Here is a 23,268-nt window from a genome sequence, read left to right on the forward strand (position 1 = left end):
TGTGAAATTAAAACTATTCATACTATTTTTTGTGGTAACACTGGGCAGTTATGCCCAGTTGAGCGACCTGCACTATTTGCCCCCATTAAAACAAGGGGGTAACAACCAAGCTGTCACGCAACAGCATATTTATCTTTCCACCCCGGAAACTGCTGCATTTACGGTAAATATTTACCAAGGTACCTCTGCTACCCTATATAGTACAATTTCATTATCTAAAACTACCCCTCAAGAAGTAGTCCTCCCGAATGGTGACAATAACATCACCATGATGACCAATGCCAATACGGGAGTAGTTCTTACTACGGGCGGTTTGAGACTTGAGGCTCCGGGAGGGGAAAAATTCTACGTAAACTATAGAGGTAGGTCCGGATCACAAGCAACTTCCCTTACAAGTAAAGGTAGACAAGCTATAGGTACTCATTTTAAATGGGGAGGAACCCCAAATAAAGGTACACAGGCAAGTTTAACAAATTCCCTAGGAATCATGGCCACAGAAAATGGTACCACGGTCACGGTTTCAGGTTATGATCCAGATTGCGAATTTAGATTGGGTAGTGATAGAGATGGAATAACAGCTGATTCTTATACCATTAATTTGGATGCCAACGAATCTTTTGTGTTTGAGGCATATGTTGCTGAAAGTCCCGCTAACGCAGATGGTTGGTTAGGTGCAGATGTAATTTCAAATAATCCTATAGTGATAAGTAATGGTGGTCTTAATACAGGTGCCAGGGTAGGTTACTCTGGTAGAGATGCTGCTATTGACCAACCAGTGCCTCAAAATAAAATTGGTAAAGAATATGTCTTTATAAGAGGAAACGGTACCAGTGAAACAGAAATACCTATAATTATTGGCACGCAAAACGGCACCAACATCTATGTAAATGGGAGTACTACAGCTATTGCAACCATCAATGACGGCGATTACTTTGAAATACCGGAGAGCAACTATTCCGTTTCTTCTGCAGGTGGTAATATGTACGTAACCACTTCAAAAGATGCCTATGCCTATCAACTGATGGCTGGTGCAAGTGCAATTTACACCCAAGGATTGAATTTTATTGCTCCCGTAAATTGCTTACTACCGGATAAAGTAGATAATATAACGCATATAGAAGATGCTGCCGGTATAACCATGACGGGTGGCCTAACATTAATCGCCTCTACCTCAACGCCCGACGCAAACATTCAAATAACGGACGGTAATGGTCCAGTAACCCTTCCTAGTTCATCACCAGTAGCAGGAACAAGTTTGTGGAAAACCTATTATGTTGCAGGTCTGACCGGAGATGTTAGTGTTGAATCTACAGGTCCTATTGCTGTTGGATTTATGGGATTTAGTGGTGCCAGAGGTATCGCAGGTTATTTTTCCGGTTTTGATACCGTACCGGAAGTAGATCTACAAGTAACGGGCGGTGGGTGCTTACCAACGGCAGAAGTAGAAGTTGTTGACCCTAATTTTGATGATTACCAATGGTTTGAAAATGGTGCCTTAATAGCAGGTGCAAATAGCGCTAAATACACACCAACCAATGCAGGCGATTATTACGTACGGGTAACAAAAGGAGGTTGCACCTATGATTCGCAGCCTTTAACCGCTTATTATTGTGATCCAGATATCATTCTAAGTAAAGATGCAGACCAAAATACGGTAACCGAAGGAGATACGGTAACTTTTACCATTACGGTTGAAACTTTAGGAATAGACCCAGTAACCAACTTAGTATTGACAGATGTTTTACCTCCCGGTCTAGAACTGATTTCCTCTTCCATATCAAAAGGAACATTTACTTATCCTGATTGGAACGTTGGAGGAATGACCTCTGGTGACCTAGAAACTTTAACTTTGGTCACTAGGGCCAGTTTAGACAATATTTATTCTACAACCACTAATTACACAAACACCGTTACCAATAGTCAGGACCAGGTTGACTCCAATACCACTGCGGACGATCCTTCCGAAACGGTGACCGTAAACAAAAGCACCCCCACCACGGTAATTACGAATAGAAGAATTACCTATCGCGTAAATAGAAATTAATCTTTTAGTGTAACATTGTTCCAAGTTTCTCGTCAAGTACTAAGTAACCCCTCAAAAAATACTTGACGTGAGCACCATTCTAACAGTTAATCATCTCACCAAAAAGTTCGGAAGCCTTACCGCGGTTAAAGACCTTTCTTTTTCTATTGAAAAAGGTAATGTTTACGGTATTCTAGGGCCTAACGGAAGCGGTAAATCTACTACTCTAGGTATTGTCCTAAATGTTGTGAACGCCACACAAGGTGATTTTGAATGGTTTGATGGTTCTGCTACCACGCACCAAGCTTTAAAAAGAGTGGGTGCCATTATTGAAAGACCCAACTTCTACCCCTACATGACCGCAGTTCAAAACTTAAAATTGGTCTGTAAGATTAAAGAAGTTAGTGAAAACAAAATAGAGGAAAAGTTAGAACTGGTTGGTTTGTTAGACCGAAAAAATAGTAAATTCAGAACTTACTCCCTAGGTATGAAACAGCGGTTGGCCATTGCCTCTGCCCTACTGAACGACCCGGAAATTTTAATTTTAGATGAACCCACAAACGGATTAGATCCCCAAGGTATTCATCAGATTAGGGAAATTATTAAAAAAATTGCTTCCCAAGGCACCACTATTCTATTGGCTTCGCACCTACTTGATGAAGTTGAAAAAGTCTGTAGCCATGTAATCATACTAAGAAAAGGAGAGAAATTATACTCTGGTCGCGTAGATGGTCTATTGGCAAGTCACGGTTTTTTCGAATTGAAAACCGATAACCTAGAAAATTTAAAAAACTATTTAGAAAAACATGCAAGCTTTGGAGAAATAAAACTAGAAAATGGCTGTATCACCGCCTTTCTGAAAGAAGAAATGAATGCAGCAGAACTGAACAAATCGTTATTTGACCAAGGTATAATACTGTCCCATTTAGTAAAACGAAAAGAAAGTCTTGAGGAACAATTCCTAACCTTGACTAAAAACCAATCCAACTAATAGCCATGGTACGACTCTTACATATAGAATTTATAAAGCTATGGAACAACAGGGCAAGCAAGGTTTTAATTCTAGCCTATTTCCTACTCTTAACATCCATAGCACTTATAGCAGCTGTTAAATTTGATATTGGCCCCATCAAATTTCATTTGGCAGAACAAGGTATTTTCAACTTTCCATACATATGGCACTTCAACACCTTTATAACGGCATTTTTTAAACTGTTCTTGGCTATTGTCATCGTATCTATGATGGCTAATGAGTACAGTAATAAGACCATAAAACAGAACTTAATAGACGGACTATCCAAAAAAGAATTCATTCTATCCAAATTTCTAACGGTTATCTCTTTCGCTTTAATTTCCACTATTTTTGTATTTGGAGTTTCACTCGTTTTAGGCCTTTTTTATTCTAATTATACCGAAATAAGCATCATTTTCTCTGGATTGGAGTTCCTTTTGGCCTTTTTTGTTAAACTTGTTGGTTTTTTCTCATTCTGCTTATTTTTAGGAATTTTAGTAAAACGGTCTGCATTTGCCTTAGGTTTTCTTATTCTATGGCAGGTTTTCGAATCTTTGATCCGAGGTATCATCAGATGGCGTTTCTTTGATGGGGAGACCACGGATATAATTATGGGCTTCTTTCCGCTCAATGCCATGTGGAACCTCATTAAAGAACCTTTTACCCGACTAAGTGCGGTACAAACTGCCGTAAACCAAATGGGAGAAGAAATTGTATTGAATTATCATGTACATTGGTATGAATTGATAATTGTGCTGGCTTGGACCGCTATTTTTATTTATGGGTCTTATGCACTTTTGAAAAAGCGGGATCTATAGAAGTTATTTTCAAATTTTCTACTGGATTACCAGTAGAAATACGTCACAGTTTTCTAGTATTTATCAATCAGAATTATTAGCGGATTATCCTTTGAATTATATTCAATCCTAGAATATAATTGAACGCTATGAAATTCATTTTTTCACTATCATTTCTACTCACCTGTTTCTTCGCTATTTCTCAACAAGCAAATGATTGTATCGATGCTATTGTAGTTTGCGGTAATAGTAATATTTCCAGTAATGCCACGGGTTTTGGGCAGCAAGAATTAAGTCCGGATACGAATCCGTGTGTCAACCAAGAGGTTAATAGTCTTTGGGTTAGTGTTAGCATTGCCGTAAGTGGCTCACTTGCCTTTACGATTAAACCTAGAGATAGTGACTTGGAAGTAGACTATGATTTTTTTGTTTTTGGTCCTAATGCCGATTGTCAGAATCTTGGCAGTCCTATTCGATGTTCTACCACAAACCCTAATCAAGCCACTTTATCCAGTAATATTACCGGTTTAAGCGATACTGCATTTGACCAAAATGAAGGTCCTGGGCCAAATGGAGATGGCTTTGTATCTACCATTCCCGTTACTGCGGGAGAACAATATTACATCTTAGTAGATAGACCAAATGGAGATGGTGGTTTTGATTTGGAATGGACAGGCACTGCTGGTTTTCTACCCTCACCCAATGTTTCCCAACCAAATGATTTAGAAGTGTGTTCATCAGATTTAAATACGACGATTGATTTGACGGAAAACGAAGCATCAATAACATCAAGCACTACAGTAGAAATTTTGTATTACACTTCTTATAATAATGCCTTTGACGATATTGATGCTATAACGGAACCAACTCAATTTCTTTATGATAAAACTGAAAGTCGTATTTACGTTCGGGTGACAAATTCAAATGGTTGTTTTGAGATTGTTGATTTTAGCATACGTTCTACAAACTTTGGTGAAACACCAAATCTTAGCTATTACATCTGTGATACAAATCGTGATGGCAAAGAAGATTTTTCTATTATCGATATTACTCAAGATGCTCAAAATGCAATACCAAATGGCTCTGCATATTTACTGGGTTTATATCCCAATGAAAATATGGCCGAGTCAGGTGTTAATGAAATCACAAATCCGATTTTCACTACCGCAAGTACGACCATCTATGCTCGCGTTAGCTCCAATACTAATGGAAACTGCTATATTACATATCCCATTTCGTTAACGGTAACTACCTCAGTGCACCCAGCTATTGTCAATTTAATCCAATGCGATATTGATAAAGACAACTCCTTGGATGGTATTACACAGATTAATTTAAATCAATCATTTCCTAACCTAGACACCAACTCCATTACCTATTATGAAACGGATGCTGATCGTAAAGCCAACAATCCCATATTGAATCCAAATAATTATATCAATACAACTCCTTTTAATACCACTATTTATTATCAAATAGCCAATAGTGATTGTGAAAGTTTAGGTGAAATAGCAATTGAGGTAAAACCCACAACAGTAAGTCTAAATACTATCAGCCCAATAATAGCTTGCGCTGATAACCCTGAGGATGAATTTCCCGAAAGTACTTTTGATTTGGAAAGCATCCGCCAGAATACGTATGCCGGGATGGACGTAGCTTTCTATGAAAGTTTGGAAGATGCTTCTTTAGAACAAAATCCGCTTGACGGAAACTACAGAAGTACCTCAACATTTTTATATACCCGTCTTGAAAATAATAACCAATGCAACAGGGTAGAGGAAATTGAATTCATTGTGAACAATTTACCCAAAATAACCCTAGAAGATAATTATGAGGTATGTGCTGGCGGCGAACCTTTGTTAATTAACGCTCCAAATGGCTTTGATGGATATAGTTGGCTTAAAGTTGATAACGGTACACCCATAGAAATTGGCATTGATCAACAAGTAACTATTACCGAACCTGGACATTATAGCTTAGAAGTTGAAACTCAATATCAAAACAATAATCAAATCTTTAGCTGTATAAATTATGTGGATTTTCTAGTTACACCTTCAATTCCTGTTGTTATTGAGAACATAGATATTGAACAATTTTCTAATTCAAGTACTGTAGAGGTAGAAATAAGGGGAAACTCCGTTTACGAGTATTCCCTTAATGGCGAAAATTATCAAGATGAACCTAGATTTGATAATGTAGAGGCAGGGTTTTATACCGTTTTCGTACGTGACAAAAACGGCTGTGGTACATCTCAGAAAGATATTTCGGTCATAGGTTTTCCAAAATACTTCACTCCCAATGGTGATGGTGCAAACGATACCTGGCGAATTACAGGATTTAGTACAAGTTTTGGCAATCAAGCTATTAACATTTATGATCGTTATGGTAAACTTTTAAAACAGATCAGTTCAAATTCAATTGGCTGGGATGGGTCATTGAACGGGCAGCCACTACCCTCTTCCGACTATTGGTTTAGAATTACCTTGACCGATGGCAAAGAATATAAAGGCCATTTTGCCCTAAAGCGATAGCTTCACCAAAAATTTCAATCCAGCCACAATAGGTCGTAGTTCTTTTGTAATTTTAAAGGATGAAATTTAAAGTAGTCTCAGAGTTCGAACCCACTGGTGACCAGCCGGGTGCTATTAAGCAACTTGTTGAAGGTATTGAAAGTCAAGAACGCTATCAAACCCTGTTAGGAGTTACCGGTTCTGGAAAAACGTTTACCGTTGCCAACGTTATAGAACAGGTGCAACGCCCTACCCTAGTCCTCGCCCACAACAAAACCTTAGCTGCCCAATTGTATTCGGAATTCAAACAGTTTTTTCCGGAAAATGCAGTTGAATACTTCGTTTCGTACTATGATTATTATCAGCCTGAAGCGTTTATTCCATCTTCTGGACTTTACATTGAAAAAGACCTTTCTATTAACGAGGACATAGAAAAATTGCGTCTAAGCGCCACTTCGTCTCTGCTTTCAGGTCGTCGTGATGTGTTGGTTGTGGCGTCGGTTTCATGTTTGTACGGTATCGGAAACCCAGTGGAGTTCCAGAAAAATGTCATCACAATAAAAAAAGACCAAGTTATTGCGCGTACCAAATTCCTTCATCAATTGGTACAAAGCCTTTATTCCAGAACTACGGCCGATTTTAGAAATGGCAATTTTAGAGTGAAAGGAGATGTTGTGGATGTTTTCCCTAGCTATGCGGACCATGCTTTCCGTATCCACTTTTTTGGCGATGAAGTTGAGGAAATAGAAGCTTTCGACCCTTTCAATAACAATGTAATTGAGGTTTATGAAACTTTGAATATTTACCCAGCGAATATGTTCGTTACTTCCCCGGATGTGCTGCAAGGAGCAATTCACCAGATTCAGGAAGATATGGTGAAACAGGTAGACTATTTTAAAGAAATAGGAAAGCCTCTAGAAGCAAAGCGATTGGAAGAGCGCACCAGCTTCGATTTGGAGATGATTCGTGAACTTGGTTATTGCTCCGGTATTGAGAACTATTCTCGTTATTTAGACGGCAGACAACCCGGTACTAGGCCGTTCTGTTTACTTGATTACTTTCCAGATGATTATTTAATGGTAATTGATGAAAGTCATGTTACTATTCCGCAAGTACACGCTATGTATGGCGGTGACCGTTCTCGTAAAGTGAATTTGGTGGACTATGGTTTTCGTCTCCCTGCAGCAATGGACAATAGACCACTAAAATTTGAAGAGTTTGAAGCGCTTCAAAATCAAGCCTTATATGTGAGCGCAACACCTGCAGATTATGAGCTACAACTGAGCCAAGGCGTTTATGTGGAGCAGGTAATTAGACCTACCGGACTTTTAGACCCAATTATTGAGGTTCGACCAAGTCAAAACCAGATTGATGACCTTGTTGAAGAAATTCAAGTTAGAGTGGAGAAAGATGAGCGGACCTTGGTCACCACCTTAACTAAAAGAATGGCGGAGGAACTGGCCAAGTATTTAACACGAATAAATGTTCGTTGCCGTTATATTCATAGTGATGTGGATACGTTGGAAAGAGTAGAAATCATGCAAGACCTAAGAAAAGGAATTTTTGATGTGCTGATTGGAGTAAACCTACTTCGCGAAGGATTGGATTTACCGGAAGTTTCTTTAGTAGCAATTTTAGATGCGGATAAAGAAGGCTTTCTACGAAGCAATAGATCGCTAACACAAACCGTTGGTAGAGCAGCAAGAAATCTAAATGGTAGAGCCATAATGTATGCCGATAAAATTACGGACAGCATGCAGACAACTATTGACGAAACAAATTACAGAAGAGAAAAACAAATTGCGTACAATACAGAACATGGCCTTGTGCCAAAAGCATTGAATAAAAGTTTGGATAGCGTGCTATCTAAAAATTCAGTTTCTACGTATCACTTCGAAAAAGAGGAGATGCGAGCAGCTGAACCAGACCTTGAATATTTAACCAAAGACCAAGTTGAAAAGTTGGTTCGAGAAAAAAGAAAGGCTATGGAAAAAGCGGCAAAGGAACTCGACTTTATGCAAGCTGCAAAACTCAGGGATGAAATAAAAACGCTTCAAGAAAAAGCATAATCAAGTAGTTTTTTACTGAAATTTAAGACCAAAATACATACTTAAATATTTGATATCGATAAATGCTTTAATAAACCTGATTAACAGATAACTAAACGTCATTTTTAGACAAGACTAAAAAATGTTATTTGTCAATTTTTAGGTTAAAAACTAATTTTATATTTTTTAGTTTGTGAGTTTGTGAGTTTGTGAGTTTGTAGAAGATATTCTTACTTCCACTTCAGCGTATCTCTTTTGTATTTTTAAATCCATCTATTTAATTCAAAAAGAGGTAGCTTTTATTATGAATTAACCCACCAAAAAAAGCCCCTTTTAGAAAGAAAAAACACCCTAGAAATGAACCTAGGGTGTTTTAACAAATAACCAACCAAACTTAAATCTACCCAATAAAAATTGGGCTCAAAAAACGCTTTGCCTTAACGGCAAAACAACCAATCTAACTTTTACTTTAATTCAATAAGACGCTTTGGTTTTGGCAAAGCTTCCTCTTTTTTAGGTAATTCCACTTTTAAAACTCCATCAACATAATCCGCTTTTATAGCATCTACATCTATTGATTCCGGAAGTGTAAAAGCTCTTTGAAAAGAAGTGAACTTAAACTCACGACGGGTATAATTTTCATCTTTAACTTCTTCCTCAGTTTTTACCTCAGATGAAATAGTCAAAAGCTCATTATCAACTTCAATATTAAAATCTTCTTTCTTTCTTCCCGGCACAATCAGTTCAAGATCAAAACTCTTTTCATTATCCTTTATGTTAACCGCAGGTGTACTTGTTGCAACGTTTTCCATTCCACCAAACCAATCAGGTTTAAAAATTTCGTTCATTAAAGAAGGAAAAACTAAATTATTTCTTTTTACTATACTCATAATATGTATGTTTTGTGTTAGACTTTAAATTCGATTGGTTAAAATCAAATTGCGTTCCAATTCAATAAACATGACTTTATGACGCTTTTAACACTTTTATAAATGACAAAATGGCGTAATTTCATGTTTTCGAATTACATTTTGTCTTTTTTTGAGAGGTTAAATTTGCTAATGAGCATTTGAAGCCATAACTATATATGGTTTGGAGCTATGGTTCTCTCTCTTATTTGTAATACCTTGCTGAAAATTTTGCTTTTATGACTAATAATGATGTTTTTAAGAAACTAAGAGTAGCTCTAATGTTGAGAGATGATGATATCGTGGACATCTTAAAACTGGTAGATTTTAATATAAGTAAAAGTGAGCTAGGTGCCTTTTTTAGAAAAGAAGACCATCCAAACTATAGAGAATGTGGCGACCAAGTGCTTCGCAACTTTTTAAATGGATTGGTTATTCATCTAAGAGGTACTAAGGAGAACCCAACAACCCCGGGAGAAGCTCTATCTAAAAAAGCGGTTAAAGAAACCAAAATCGTACACGCAAAAAGACCTGATTTTAAAACCCAACAACAAAAGAAAATCAATAAAGATATTACCAACGTAAGATATAAGAACAAAAAAAAATCCTGAGTTCGATGATGAGCCGTACACAGGATTAAAAGTTTGTACAATAAGCATTAGCCAGCTATTCATACCGGTAAATTTAGACTCAACCCTCCTTGTATTCCTGCACATCTACTCTCTGATAGTTATGTTTATCCAATACAAAGGATTTCAATATCTCATTATCTCCCTCAACAGTAAGAATTACAATTTCGCGCTTGTCGTTTAATATGAACCACACGTTCGCCGTCATATCTGTACCCGTGATACCAAAGAATTTACACTTTATGGTCCTGAAATTTGTTCGGCCAAGTTTTTTAAAGGATTTTCATTGTCTTCGTCGTCAGCTAAAACATTTCCATTTAAAGTAGCGTTGCAGCTACCAAGGCTAAACTAATTTTTCTCCTGATTTGTCGTTTTAAATGATTTCATGAATTTCTTTAAAGACGATAGGCTTGTGCGATTGTTACTGAATAGTGACTATTCTAACATATTATTCCTGTTTTTAGCAATAGTTATTCTTTATAAAGGACACTAGTCACCTCATCCTTCAAAGTTAATATGTCTACTCATATTCTCTTCCACAGATATAAAAGACTCTATACCCCTTATACCTTCAATAGTTAAGATAGCCTCTTGATAGAGATTCCTATAATGCAAACTATCTTTAGCGTGTACCTTAATGAAGATATCATACTTACCTGTACTATGGTGGATTTTAACCACCTCTTGAATCTTTGACAATTCTTCTATAACAACTTTGTACAAAAAGCTCTCCCTTAGATAAATTCCCAAAAATACAGTCATCTTATAACCCATCTTACTATAATCCAAACTTAAGGTAGCTCCTTTTATAACACCCATATTTTTCATCTTTCGTGTACGCATATGGACAGTTCCCGGCGATATACCCGCTCGTTTAGCAACCTCTGTATAAGGCATTTGTGCATCACCGGATAATAATGTCAATATTTTGTGGTCTACCGTATCAAGTTTATCTCTCATATGTAGTGTTTTTCTTGGTTATATATAGTCCTTTTCAAGGTTGTGTTCCTAAAGTCAGTTTTATTTAATCGAAAAATGTTCAATTAAAATAACCGTTTAACTGATTTTAGTAAAAATAGTTTAATGATTTTAAAAAAACAGTTACAATTCACTAATTAAACTCGTTTTTTTATGAATATAATTAAATTTTAACCGCGCCTAATTTACGATGCCATAAAAATGTTTTTTTAATGCAATAATTACATATTGATAATTTTTCAAAGTTCAAAAAGTAAATAACTACCATATTGATTGATTTTTAATTTAAAATAATCAATTCGGCAGCTTTTATCTTTATAACTACCTAAAAGTCAGCCTTTACTAGGCTTACCATATTTTTTTATATCAAAAAGTCACACTAATATTGTCTTGTCGGAACATCATATAATAAAGTGATGACCGGCACAGATAAGTATCCGGAACTTCTCTTTAGAACTGCATTTGACCACCGTCCCCCCACAAAATGGAGAAGGTGTGGTTGGACAAATGAACAATGTTTAGTATCAACCAAAACCTTGTACTTATGAAGAAGAACAAAGCTCTAATACTATCGCTCTTATTTTTAAACTGTATATATATAATGTACGGGCAAGAGACAACTATTACCGGAACAGTAATAGATGAAGACGGTGTCGTGTTACCTGGCACAGACATTATTATAAAAGGATCAACCAAAGGAACGCTTACAGATTTTGATGGGAATTACACCATAGATGCCTCGGCAGATGCCATTCTTGTTTTCTCATCATTAGGTTATGCTTCCAAAGAAGTGCCAGTAAACGGTAAAGATGTTGTAAATGTAACTTTGGCCATGGCCGCTGAGCAATTACTGGAAACCATTGTAATAGGCTCACGTGGTCAACCCAGAACAAAGTTAAATACTCCGGTTCCCGTAGATGTCATTGATATCAAGAAAGACGCTATTAATATGCCACAACAAGACCTTTCTCAAATGTTAGCTGCTTCAGCACCATCATTTACCGCATATACAAGTGGTGGTGGCGACCTTTCATCATTTGTTAGTCCACCAAGCCTTAGGGGTCTAGCACCAAACCAAATGTTGGTTTTGGTAAATGGCAAAAGAAGGCACACCTCTGCAATTTTAGCCGCCTCACAAACTGGAACACCATCTAACGCCGTAGATATGAAATTCATTCCTTCAATAGGAATAGACCATATAGAAATACTACGGGATGGAGCATCTGCCCAATATGGTTCTGATGCTATTGCCGGGGTAATAAACGTAGTAACCAAAAAAGGAACCGGTGAATTTACAGGAACCCTAACTGTTGGCGGTTACCCGAACAAATCACCTGACTTTAGCGATTCTGATTTAACCGATGGAGAAAAAGCCTTAAATAGATCTTCTGGAGACTGGGATGGTTTTAACTTTCAGTTTGACGGTAATTATGGTGTTGGTTTTGAAAACGGAGGATACTTTAATGTATCCGCTTTAATAAGCCAATCTGAAAGAACTATAAGGCCTACAGTACTTGAAATAGACCGAGCTCCCTTATACAGTGATGGTTACTTGAACAACCAAACCACAGATGTTACAGGTAGACCGGTAATAACCAACCCAGAATTAGTTGCCGCACAAGCTAGTGGCAATGCAGCAGCAATAAGCTCTTTATCGACAGTAGAAGGCCTCATGGCCGCAAGGGATATTGAACAAGTAGATGTAGCAACCTACTCTGGTCTGCCGGCCAAGACACTCATGGGCTTTGGCTTTAATCTTGAAAATCCGTTGAGCGAAACTACGGATTTTTATGCTTTTGGAGACTTCGGTTACCAATACTCAGATGCTTATAGCTGTTTTTACAGAAGAGCTGCTCAAGCAGACAGAACTAGCTTTGACCTTTATCCAAACGGTTTTAGACCTCAAATTTATACAGACCAATACAATCTATCCCTATCGACTGGTATCACCGGTGAATTGGGCGATTTTGATTTTGACCTTAGCAATACCTTTGGTTACAACTCTGCTAAATATGGCATGTTCAACACTTGGAATGCAAGTATAGGAACTGGTTCACCTACAGATATGTACTTAGGTACACATAGTTTTGCACAGAACACTCTTAATTTAGATTTCACTAATTATTATGAAGATATCCTATCCGGGCTTAATGTAGCTTTTGGAGGGGAATTAAGAGTTGAGAACTACGCAATTGTTGCGGGTCAAGAAGAGAGTTGGACGGCAGGTTCCGCTGGTGTAGTAACCGCTACTGAAGACAACCAAGCATTAATTGGTCCTGATGGCTTTCCGTTGGAAGACCTTAACGGAACTCCTATTGTTGATGGCAGTGGTGCCCCTGTTATACTACCATACGCTGGCGTAAGCCAAGAATTGGTTAAAAACTACGCTTTAAACTGCCAATGTTTTAGGGGTTTTGCTCCCGAAAATGAAAGTAACTCTTACCGCTCTGTAATGGCAGCCTATTTAGATATGGAGTTAGACGTAACAGAGGATTTTTTAGTATCCGGAGCTCTTCGCCTAGAAAACTATTCAGATTTTGGAAATGTATTGACAGGAAAGGTAGCTGCTAGATACTCTATTGGCGATAACTTTGCATTTAGAGGCTCTTTTAGTAGTGGCTTTAGAGCACCTTCATTGCAAGAACTTAACTATTCCCACAGTTATACTTTCTTCGTTGGTCTTACACCATTTGACGGAACACTTTATCCGAATAGCAGCTCTGCCGCAAGAGCTTTGGGTATTGGCCAATTACAAGAAGAAAGATCAAGAAACTATAGCTTAGGTTTTACCACAAAGATTGGTAAATTGAACTTAACGGTAGATGCTTATAAAATTGACATATTCGATAGAATTTTCGAAACGGGAGAATTTGACGCCGGTCAAGCTCCTGTGCTTTCACCGATCATAGGTAGTGGTTTAGCCAGTTTTAGAATTAATGGAGGTGACATTAGCACCAAAGGTGTTGAAGCAGTATTGAACTATAACACCAACCTTGGGGCAGGAAACCTAGGACTTACACTTTCGGGGACATTCAGAGAAAACAAATTTGAAAATGTAAATATCCCCGACCTGAACACAAACCTTTCTGACGATGATTTGGCAGACAACTATGTAAACAGAGGTCTGATAGGACAATTCGAAACAGGAACACCAAGTAGTAAAATAATTGGGACACTTAACTATTCCATTGGTAAATTCTCTGCCATGTTAAGAGGTACCAGATATGGTTCCGTACAGACTAGAGACAGCAGAGAGCGTGGTTTGCTTGATGGCACCGTTGGTTTTGCCGATCAATTTTTTACGCCAGAGTTTACAACGGATATTGGTATCACATACAACTTTACTGATAAAATCAGCTTCACTATAGGAGGTAATAACATTTTTAACGAATACCCAGAAATTATCCGGTATGAATTAAGAACCTTTAACCTGTATTCTAACTATCAGCAAGGATCATCTGGTTCTTACTACTTCGGTAGATTAAGCTTTACACTGTAGAACGAATATTTGGTACAATTTTAAAAAAGAGAATTATGACAAAGCATATAAAGAATATTTTAGTAGCAATGGTAGTTACCGCAGGTCTTTTTTCCTGCGAGCAGGAGCGCTTAGACCCTGTACTCACCACTGCCGAAGGTGGTGGGACACTTAGCGAATATATGGCATATACAATAGCCTCTACCGATCCATCCGGTTCTAACGTTTTTGGAAGAATTGTTTTTTGGAAGAGCACGCTTAACCAGACACTGGTTCAGGTTTCACTATACAACACCGTTCCCGGCCTTGAACATCCAGCTTTGGTTTTGGAAGGAATGGTCGGTACCGAGACTACTACAACCCTTACGTTGGACAACATTTCAGGAGACAGTGGTGAATTTGAAGCTAACAAGTTTTTTGTTATTGACGATACCGAATTTTATGATGCCATCCCTGCAATGGATGCTCACGTTAATATCTATCTGAGCGAAACAGATGACACTATAGTTGCTTCAGGCGATTTTGGCGCAAATGCCAATCCAGTAGAAATGAATTAAACTTAAACTTTTAACTTAAAACACATATTATTATGAAAACATTAGACAGAAGATCGTGGTTGAAACGAGGAGCACTTACAGCTGCCGGGGCAATAGCTGCACCGTATTTAAGTTATGGGGCGTTTGGTAATGAACCTGTAGCCTTAGATGCTCAAGGCAACCTTCCGTATACTCCATTCTTTAAGGAGTATTTGCCCTACGAAGTAGACAAACCTGTTGAACTTCTTGCAAAATTAAACGCCAATGAGAATCCTTACGGACCATCTCCTATGGCAGTTGACGCTATGCAAAAATATGCACCAAAAGGCAACCGATATGCCTGGAAGGAGTTATATACATTAATAGATAAAGTTGCAGTACTCGAAGGTGTTGAAGCTGAAACCATAATGATGGGACCTGGTTCTTCTGACCTTTTAGAGAAAACTGCTATGGTATTCTTCCAAAATGGAGGAAATATCGTTTCTGCGGACCCTGCGTACATGTCATTGATAAAAGTTGCGGAAGCTACAGGAGCAACATGGAAGCCTATTAAACTTAAAGATGACTGGTCTCATGATTTACCGGCTATGGAAGCTGCTATCGATGCTGACACAAAATTGGTGTACATCTGTAATCCGAACAACCCAACCGGAAGTATGACAGACCACGAAGAACTTCTTGATTTTTGTTCTAGGGTTTCTGAAAAAGTACCGATTTTTATAGATGAAGCCTATTTAGGATTTTTAGATGATGCTGCAAAGAAAAGTATGGTATCTCTAATAAACGAAGGTAAAAATGTAATGATTGCTCGTACTTTCTCTAAAATTCAGGGTATGGCAGGCTTACGTGTAGGCTACATGGTAGCTCAACCAGAAACATTGGCTATTATTCAAAAGATAACAAGAGGTGGTATGGGAATTTCATTACCATCAGTTCATGCTGCAATGGCAAGTATGGATGATATTGAATTTTCAAACAAAACAAGAAAATTGAATTCTGAATGTAGAGAGTATGTATATTCTGTATTAGATGGAATGGGCTATAGCTATGTACCATCTTCCACAAGCTTTATAATCTTTCCGATTGAAATGGAAGGAAAAGCATTCTTAGAAAAAATGACCGCAGAAGGCGTTGGTGTTCGTGCTTTCAACATTATGGACAGAAATTGGTGCCGTGTTAGTATGGGTACAATGGAAGAAATGAAACTCTTTGGTGCTGCTTTACAAAAAGTATTGGCCTAAAGTTATGCAATGCCCCCAGAGAGTCGGTTTTAATCATCAATTGCCTTGATATCCCTAATCGACTCTCCACGGGTTTTACAACCCTGTTTCACCTACTCATTCAATAACTCTTAAACAAACCACCTTATGAATTTCGCCCTTCAAAACACGTTAGAACTATTACTCATTATTGGTTTAGGGCTGCTATTACAAAAAAAAGTAGCGAAACAAGACCTTAAAGGTGTCAAAGTTATCATTCTCAGTGTAGCCTTACCGGCCGTGATTTTCGTTGCCCTTTTAAAAATAAAATTAGACAGTTCCCTATTAATTTTCCCCTTGCTTGCTTTAGCATTCAACTTGGTTATGCTACTTGCATCCAAATATATTCTTAATGCATCCGTATCAAAAAAAGAAAAGTCTAAAAGAAGAACTATAATGATGCTAATGCCTTCATTGGCACCAGGCCTATCATGCTTTCCCTTTATTGCCATTTATTTAGGTGATGATTCTGTGGCATTGGCCGCTTTAGCAGACGTTGGAAACAAGATTTTTGTTTTGATATTGCTTTATATGGTTGCCATGCATTGGTATCAAAAAAGAGCTATAAAAGATTTGCAGACTTCAACCTCCGGTAAATTAAAAGGGTTAGGTTTAGCATTGATAAAAGAGCCTATAAATCTGGTTATTATCGTTGGCCTTTTACTACTATCATTTGGGCTCAACTTAGAATCCTTACCGTCTTTTGTGCAAAACACAGCATTACATATCAAAGTGATCATGACCCCACTTATCCTATTATTCATAGGTATGGCAGTTCGCATAAAATCTGGAGAATTTGGACTTATCCTATCTCTACTCACGCGAAGAGCAGGCATCACCTTCTGCCTCTCGGCTATTTTTATTCTGTTACTTCCGGGCTTAGCTACGCCATTGATTCTTTTATTGGTTGTATTTCCACAGAGTTCTTGTAGTTTTTGGCCTTTTGCACATATGAGTGCCATAAGCTCTATGGAAGAAGATGACAAACAGGACAAACCAACTTTTGATATTAATTTTGCGGTTAACATTTTAGCCCTATCATTGCCATTTTCAACTATGCTCGCTATTGGAATCTTCTCTTTCAGTGATTTCTTTGTAAATCCTTCAATTTTGTTATTGTTAGGTTCTGGAATGATCACTGCTTCCTTCATTCCATACATTATTGAAAAAGTAAAGAAAAATAAAGAATCGGAATTATCCAGTCAATTCAGTACTTACGCGGGTATTGACTCCCATTCGCAGACATCAGAAGAGAGCTAGATTAAAATAATCTTTATTAAATTTACAAAAAAAAGCATGACAATCGGTATCCCCAAAGAAGTCAAAAACAATGAAAATCGCGTAGGCATGACACCTGCGGGAGTATTTGAATTAACAAAACAAGGACATATCGTTTATGTGCAATCCGGTGCGGGAGAAGGCAGCGGATTTTTTGACAATGATTACAAAAAAGCGGGCGCCCTTATTTTGGACACTATTGGCCAAGTATATGGTATTAGCGAAATGATAGTAAAGGTAAAAGAACCTATGCCTGAAGAGTATGACTTGGTACAACCGGACCAAATCATATTTACCTATTTTCATTTTGCTTCTAGCGAAGAGCTTACTAAAGCAATGATAGAAAGCAAATCTATCTGCATCGCTTATGAGACGGTTGAAGATGTAGATGGGTCCTTACCGCTTTTAACACCTATGTCTGAGGTAGCAGGAAGAATGGCAGTTCAACAAGGGGCCAAATATCTAGAAAAACCAGCTAAAGGTAGAGGTGTTCTATTAGGTGGTGTACCTGGTGTTGCTCCTGGCAAAGTTCTGATATTAGGTGCCGGAGTAGTGGGCGTGCAGGCTGCAAAGATGGCAGCTGGTTTAGGTGCTCAGGTAACCATATTAGATATTAACATGAAACGACTTAGGTATATCAATGATGTAATGCCTCCTCATGTTATAACTGAATTTTCTAACGAATTCAATATTCGAAAATATATACAAACTCATGACCTTATTATTGGTGGCGTTCTTCTAAAAGGAGCAAAAGCGCCTAATCTTATTACAAGAGATATGCTCAAGGAAATGAGACCAGGAACCGTAATTGTAGATGTAGCGGTAGATCAAGGAGGCTGTGTAGAAACCACCCGCCCGACCACTCACGAAGATCCTATTTATATTATTGATGATGTAGTGCATTATTCGGTTGCCAATATGCCAGGAGCCGTACCTTATACTTCTACCGTAGCCCTTACTAATGTTACCTTGCCTTATGTGGTTAAGTTAGCAAACTTGGGATGGGCAAATGCTACAGACAAAGACCCTGCACTTAAGAAGGGGCTAAATATTATTAACGGAGAAGTTGTTTATGATGGTATAATGGAAGCTTTTTAGTACTAGCCAAATTAACCGAACATCATAAAAAAAACGGTCTCTATGTTAGAGACCGTTTTTTAATTATAAAATTAAGCTTCGTTACTATCTACTTGCAACCTCAATTGGAATACGGTATACCATTCCTTTTTGAAAAGTTCCTTTAGATAATTTTTCATAATCGATAGCACCTTTTAAGTACTCCTTTAATGCTTCGTTTTCTGTTTCAATAGAGAGAATCCTTAAATAATTCCCTTCATCCACAGCAACTCTAACCTCTGCTTTAGAACCTCTGATTTCATTTGGAATAGCGTTGGCTCCTAGCATCTCATAAATTTGAGATGTAAGAACTTTTAAAGCTTTTGGTTGATGTGCTTCTGGCGTGCCGGCAAATGCATAGCCTATGTTCAACGCCATCATCACCATAAGGGCATAAACTGATTTTTTCATGATTTTTTGTTTTGTTTTGCTAATTAAGATAACTAATTCATTTTAAATATATTATAATTTAAAGCTCTAGTAATGATAATTCACTAATTTTTAACACTAAAAAACAATAATGTCATAAAACAAGAGCAAAAACTGACGATAACTCAGCATTTACCCTTGCTTGAGAGATTTATAAATTAAGGTATCAAAAAACATTAGGAATAATTAACAACAAAAAAAGAGGGATGAACCATATGGTTCATCCCTCTTCATGTTTATGTAAAGTAGGTTGAGTCTAGCTCAAAACTTCTTTTACTTTATCCGCAGCTTCTTGAAACTGAACCGCAGAATGAACTGCTAGACCAGAGTTATCGATAATCTCTTTTGCGATTTCCGCATTGGTTCCTTGTAATCTAACAATAATAGGAACTTTAATAGAATCTCCCATATTCTTATATGCCTCTACAATACCATTGGCAACACGATCACAACGTACAATACCTCCAAAGATATTTACAAGAATTGCTTTTACACCTTCGTCCTTTAAGATAATACGGAATGCTTCTTCAACCCTTTTAGCATCTGCAGTACCACCAACATCCAAGAAGTTAGCAGGCTCACCTCCGGCCATTTTAATCAAATCCATAGTAGCCATTGCCAATCCGGCACCGTTAACCATACAGCCAACGTTACCATCTAAATCAACATAATTTAAACCTAATGCGCCGGCTTCAACTTCAATCGGGTTTTCTTCACGTAAATCACGCATCTCCGCATACTGCTTTCTGCGGTAAAGAGCGTTATCATCAATAGATACTTTAGCATCTACTGCCATAATCTTATCATCCGATGTTTTTAACACAGGGTTGATTTCAAACATGCTGGAATCACTCTCTACATAAGCTTTATACAAAGAAGCAACGAACTTTGTCATCTCTTTAAAGGCTGTTCCCGAAAGTCCTAAGTTAAAAGCTATTTTTCTTGCTTGAAATGGCAAAAGACCTGTAGCCGGATCAATTTCTTCGGTATAAATAAGGTGTGGAGTGCTATCGGCAACCTCCTCAATATCCATTCCTCCTTCGGTAGAATACATAATCATATTTCTACCTGTTCCCCTGTTCAAAAGAACAGACATGTAAAATTCACTAGTTTCACTATCGCCTGGATAATACACATCCTCGGCAACTAAAACTTGGTGTACTTTTTTACCCTCGGCAGATGTCTGCGGGGTAATCAGGTTCATTCCAATAATGTTTCCTGAAATTTCTTCTACTTCTTTAAGGTTTTTGGCCAATTTTACACCACCACCTTTACCTCGGCCACCTGCATGTACCTGAGCTTTAATAACGTGCCAACCTGTACCGGTCTCAGCAGTTAGTTGTTTTGCAGCCTCTACGGCTTCTTTTGAATTATGAGCCACGATACCGCGCTGAATGCGCACACCGAAACTGGCTAAAATCTCTTTTCCTTGGTACTCGTGAAGATTCATATATTAAGGTATATTTAGATTCAGAAGCAAAAATAGCAAACCCAGAGGATTTAGACTAATGAAATAAGGAGTTAGTTGTAAGTATCAAAACAAGTTTATAGGATACCCGCCCGTAATTACTGCTAAAATAAAGTTTAAAGATTAAAATCCTGGAAGTCCAAAGGATCAAAATTCTTGAAATTACCGTTCATTTCAATGGTCTTCTTAGTACGGTTCACTTCACTCAACATAGAAATGGTAGATACCAAATGCTCTTTCATGAATACCAGTCGGTCCCGTTCACTGGGCATTTGGAGCAATTTATACTCTTGATCAAATGAGAGTCCCATCTTATGAACCAACACATAACTATTGAATTTTTCTAATGGCAATGGTGTATAAGGCACGCCCATTAGCTCGTATAGTTCATGTATTTTATTAAGCACTTCCTCTTTTATATCTTTATCCGCATCATTGACGCTGTCTATGAACTTAATATTCCCGCCAGCGTAGAGCTTACCTTCCATTTGGTTCTCAAAACTAAGAATACGGAACACTTGGCGGGCTACACAGGTAACATCCATTTCTCCATCATCGTACGTATTAACGATCTCTACCAATTGTACTTCCGTACCATAGGTCATACTGTCATTAATATAGACCGGAATCCCAAAAGTAACCGCCTCATTCCTACAGTCGCTAATTAACTGTTTGTAACGTTCTTCAAAAATGTGCAAAGGCACTGTTTCGCCAGGAAAGAAAATAGATTGCAGAGGTAATAATGCCAGTTTCATAATGTAATATTTGGTCTAAAAATACAACCGAATTGAATAACTACAAACTAATTTCAAAAGCTTGTTTGTTTTAAAAATAACAATTTGTTGTATTTTTTATAATTGTAACTGATTTCTTGTACATATGGGATTAACCGACTAAATTCGCACTAAATACCTATGCATATGAATAATGCCGATTTGCTAAATATAGCAAAAACCTATGGAGATCCCGTTTACGTTTACGATTCGGAAAAAATAATTTCTCAATTTCAGAGACTTACAAACGCTTTTAGTAGCGTAAAGAAATTAAAACTCAACTATGCCGCCAAGGCATTGTCCAATATTGCCATCCTTAAGCTAATGAATAGTTTAGGTAGTGGTCTAGATACGGTATCTATTCAAGAAGTTCAATTAGGACTTCTTGCCGGTTTTAAACCAGAATCGATAATTTTCACCCCTAATGGTGTTTCCCTAGAGGAGATTGAAGAGGCTTCTAAATTGGGCGTTCGCATTAATATAGATAACCTTTCTATTTTAGAGCAGTTTGGAAGCAAGCATCCGGATGTACCTGTCTGTATTCGTATTAACCCTCATGTTATGGCGGGTGGGAATGCCAATATTTCTGTAGGCCATATAGATTCTAAATTTGGTATTAGCATTCACCAGATTCCACATTTGTTACGCATTGTTAATGTTACCAATATGAACATTAATGGTATACACATGCATACCGGAAGTGACATTTTAGATATTGATGTTTTTCTATATGCTTCGGAAATTCTTTTTGACACTGCAAAAAACTTCAAAAATCTTGATTTTATAGATTTTGGAAGCGGATTTAAAGTGCCTTATAAAGAAGGTGATATTGAAACCAATGTTGAAGAACTTGGTAAAAAATTAGGTTCTCGTTTTAACGAGTTCTGTAAAGAATATGGCAAACAACTTACACTAGCCTTTGAACCAGGAAAATTTTTAGTGAGCGAAGCTGGTAATTTCCTTGCTAAAGTAAATGTTGTAAAACAAACCACTTCTACGGTTTTTGCAAGCATAGATTCTGGTTTTAACCATTTAATACGTCCTATGCTTTATGGCGCTACTCACCGTATTATTAACATATCCAATCCAGAGGGTAGAGAGCGTTATTACTCTGTGGTAGGATATATATGTGAGACCGATACTTTCGCCAGCAATAAAAGAATCAACGAAATAAGTGAAGGAGATATTCTTTGCTTTAAAAATGCAGGTGCATATTGCTTTACAATGGCCAGTAACTACAACTCAAGATTTAGACCTGCAGAGGTACTTTGGCATGAGGGAAAAGCTATATTAATTAGGGAACGAGAAACGTTCGATGACCTTACGAAACATCAAATAGATGTTAAAAATCTATTTTCTCCTAAGAAGGAAAAAGCTATAGCAAAATAAAGTTGGCGCATTTTCGTTAGTTTTGGTACATTAGTTGGACTAATACCGCAAAAATCAAAATGAAAATATCCGCCAAATATGCTTTTAAGTCTGTCCTATTTATTTTTATAGGGCTAATGGCTTCAAACAGTAACGCTCAAGAGGTAAAATGGTTGAGCTGGAACGAAGCTGCTGAATTGATAGCCACAGAAAAGAATCCAAAGAAAATTTTTATAGATGTCTATACCGATTGGTGCGGATGGTGTAAAAAAATGGATAAGGATACATTTCAAGATTCTAAGGTAGCTGCTTATATGGCCGATAATTTTTATATGGTGAAGTTGGATGGTGAAGGCAAAGAACCTATTGAATTTAAAGGAAAGACCTACAAGTTTATTCCATCTGGCAGAAAAGGGTATCATGAATTTGCCGCCGCACTTATGCAAGGCCGTATGAGCTACCCAACAACTATTTTTCTTGATGAAGAGATGAATATGCTTTCTCCTGTACCAGGTTATCAGAAGCCTGAGCCTTTCTTGAACATTGCCAAATATTTTGGTGATAATATTTACAAAGATCAAGATTGGAAAACTTACACTGGTGAAGGAAAATAGAATAATAATAAATTATGCTCAAACCCGATATCCGTTAAACGATA

The 23,268-nt window shown here is 37.5% G+C and carries 18 protein-coding genes; 13 read left to right on the plus strand and 5 right to left on the minus strand.

The genetic code is table 11. From position 1 onward, the window contains the following. Window position 1: 1 nt before the first annotated feature. The 5 genes from KO521_RS10065 (at window position 2) to uvrB (ending at window position 8,411) form a co-directional block, all read left to right on the plus strand. Entirely contained in the window at window positions 2–2,044 is a 2,043-nt protein-coding gene (locus KO521_RS10065) for a DUF11 domain-containing protein (protein WP_354668201.1), read from the plus strand. 67 nt (window positions 2,045–2,111) lie between these two features. Further along, on the plus strand, window positions 2,112–3,014 hold the full coding sequence (locus KO521_RS10070) for an ABC transporter ATP-binding protein (RefSeq protein ID WP_215939797.1): 903 nt from the start codon (window positions 2,112–2,114) through the stop codon (window positions 3,012–3,014). A 5-nt stretch (window positions 3,015–3,019) separates the two neighbouring features. Further along, a complete protein-coding gene (locus tag KO521_RS10075) occupies window positions 3,020–3,853 on the plus strand; it encodes an ABC transporter permease (protein ID WP_215939798.1) in 834 nt (277 codons plus the stop codon). A gap of 128 nt (window positions 3,854–3,981) precedes the next feature. Next, window positions 3,982–6,363: a T9SS type B sorting domain-containing protein gene (locus tag KO521_RS10080; protein ID WP_215939799.1), complete on the plus strand. Its 2,382-nt coding sequence runs from the start codon at window positions 3,982–3,984 to the stop codon at window positions 6,361–6,363. Between the two features lie 59 nt (window positions 6,364–6,422). After that, window positions 6,423–8,411, plus strand: a complete 1,989-nt coding sequence (gene uvrB, locus KO521_RS10085; protein ID WP_215939800.1) for an excinuclease ABC subunit UvrB — start codon at window positions 6,423–6,425, stop codon at window positions 8,409–8,411. 443 nt (window positions 8,412–8,854) lie between these two features. On the opposite strand, the gene KO521_RS10090 is transcribed toward uvrB, so the two are convergent. Further along, the gene (locus tag KO521_RS10090; protein ID WP_215939801.1) at window positions 8,855–9,280 is read right to left on the minus strand and encodes an Hsp20/alpha crystallin family protein; all 426 of its coding nucleotides are present in this window, start codon (window positions 9,278–9,280) and stop codon (window positions 8,855–8,857) included. A gap of 257 nt (window positions 9,281–9,537) precedes the next feature. Here KO521_RS10090 and KO521_RS10095 point away from each other — a divergent pair, with 257 nt between their 5' ends. After that, window positions 9,538–9,909, plus strand: coding sequence for a DUF1456 family protein (locus KO521_RS10095; protein WP_215939802.1), 372 nt, complete (start codon window positions 9,538–9,540; stop codon window positions 9,907–9,909). 516 nt (window positions 9,910–10,425) lie between these two features. Here the strand turns inward: KO521_RS10095 and KO521_RS10100 are convergent. Continuing rightward, window positions 10,426–10,887 (minus strand): Lrp/AsnC family transcriptional regulator, encoded by a 462-nt coding sequence (locus KO521_RS10100; protein ID WP_215939803.1) that lies wholly within the window; start codon window positions 10,885–10,887, stop codon window positions 10,426–10,428. Window positions 10,888–11,449: 562 nt separating this feature from the next. Here KO521_RS10100 and KO521_RS10105 point away from each other — a divergent pair. From KO521_RS10105 to ald, 5 genes are all read left to right on the plus strand, one after another. Continuing rightward, window positions 11,450–14,404 (plus strand): TonB-dependent receptor, encoded by a 2,955-nt coding sequence (locus tag KO521_RS10105; protein WP_215939804.1) that lies wholly within the window; start codon window positions 11,450–11,452, stop codon window positions 14,402–14,404. A gap of 35 nt (window positions 14,405–14,439) precedes the next feature. Next, on the plus strand, window positions 14,440–14,940 hold the full coding sequence (locus KO521_RS10110) for a hypothetical protein (RefSeq protein WP_215939805.1): 501 nt from the start codon (window positions 14,440–14,442) through the stop codon (window positions 14,938–14,940). 32 nt (window positions 14,941–14,972) lie between these two features. Beyond that, window positions 14,973–16,160 (plus strand): pyridoxal phosphate-dependent aminotransferase, encoded by a 1,188-nt coding sequence (locus KO521_RS10115; protein WP_215939806.1) that lies wholly within the window; start codon window positions 14,973–14,975, stop codon window positions 16,158–16,160. A 126-nt stretch (window positions 16,161–16,286) separates the two neighbouring features. Continuing rightward, window positions 16,287–17,438 (plus strand): permease, encoded by a 1,152-nt coding sequence (locus tag KO521_RS10120; protein WP_215939807.1) that lies wholly within the window; start codon window positions 16,287–16,289, stop codon window positions 17,436–17,438. A 36-nt stretch (window positions 17,439–17,474) separates the two neighbouring features. Then, window positions 17,475–18,554 carry an alanine dehydrogenase gene (gene ald / locus KO521_RS10125; RefSeq protein ID WP_215939808.1) on the plus strand — a complete coding sequence of 360 codons (1,080 nt, stop codon included), beginning with the start codon at window positions 17,475–17,477 and terminating at the stop codon, window positions 18,552–18,554. 84 nt (window positions 18,555–18,638) lie between these two features. Here ald and KO521_RS10130 read toward each other — a convergent pair whose 3' ends face one another. The 3 genes from KO521_RS10130 to KO521_RS10140 all read right to left on the minus strand — a co-directional run bounded on the left by KO521_RS10130 (window position 18,639) and on the right by KO521_RS10140 (window position 21,224). Continuing rightward, window positions 18,639–18,983 carry a hypothetical protein gene (locus tag KO521_RS10130; RefSeq protein ID WP_215939809.1) on the minus strand — a complete coding sequence of 115 codons (345 nt, stop codon included), beginning with the start codon at window positions 18,981–18,983 and terminating at the stop codon, window positions 18,639–18,641. Window positions 18,984–19,257: 274 nt separating this feature from the next. Beyond that, on the minus strand, window positions 19,258–20,451 hold the full coding sequence (gene sucC, locus KO521_RS10135) for an ADP-forming succinate--CoA ligase subunit beta (RefSeq protein WP_215939810.1): 1,194 nt from the start codon (window positions 20,449–20,451) through the stop codon (window positions 19,258–19,260). A gap of 134 nt (window positions 20,452–20,585) precedes the next feature. Beyond that, window positions 20,586–21,224, minus strand: a complete 639-nt coding sequence (locus tag KO521_RS10140) for an LON peptidase substrate-binding domain-containing protein (RefSeq protein WP_215939811.1) — start codon at window positions 21,222–21,224, stop codon at window positions 20,586–20,588. A gap of 165 nt (window positions 21,225–21,389) precedes the next feature. Between KO521_RS10140 and lysA the strand changes: the two genes are divergently transcribed. Both lysA and KO521_RS10150 read left to right on the plus strand, forming a co-directional pair. Continuing rightward, window positions 21,390–22,631, plus strand: coding sequence for a diaminopimelate decarboxylase (gene lysA / locus KO521_RS10145; protein WP_215939812.1), 1,242 nt, complete (start codon window positions 21,390–21,392; stop codon window positions 22,629–22,631). 116 nt (window positions 22,632–22,747) lie between these two features. Further along, a complete protein-coding gene (locus KO521_RS10150; RefSeq protein ID WP_436801488.1) occupies window positions 22,748–23,224 on the plus strand; it encodes a thioredoxin family protein in 477 nt (158 codons plus the stop codon). Window positions 23,225–23,268 lie beyond the last annotated feature (44 nt).

Origin of the sequence: Zobellia uliginosa, from assembly GCF_018860745.1 — a bacterium.
Taxonomy (GTDB): domain Bacteria; phylum Bacteroidota; class Bacteroidia; order Flavobacteriales; family Flavobacteriaceae; genus Zobellia; species Zobellia uliginosa_B.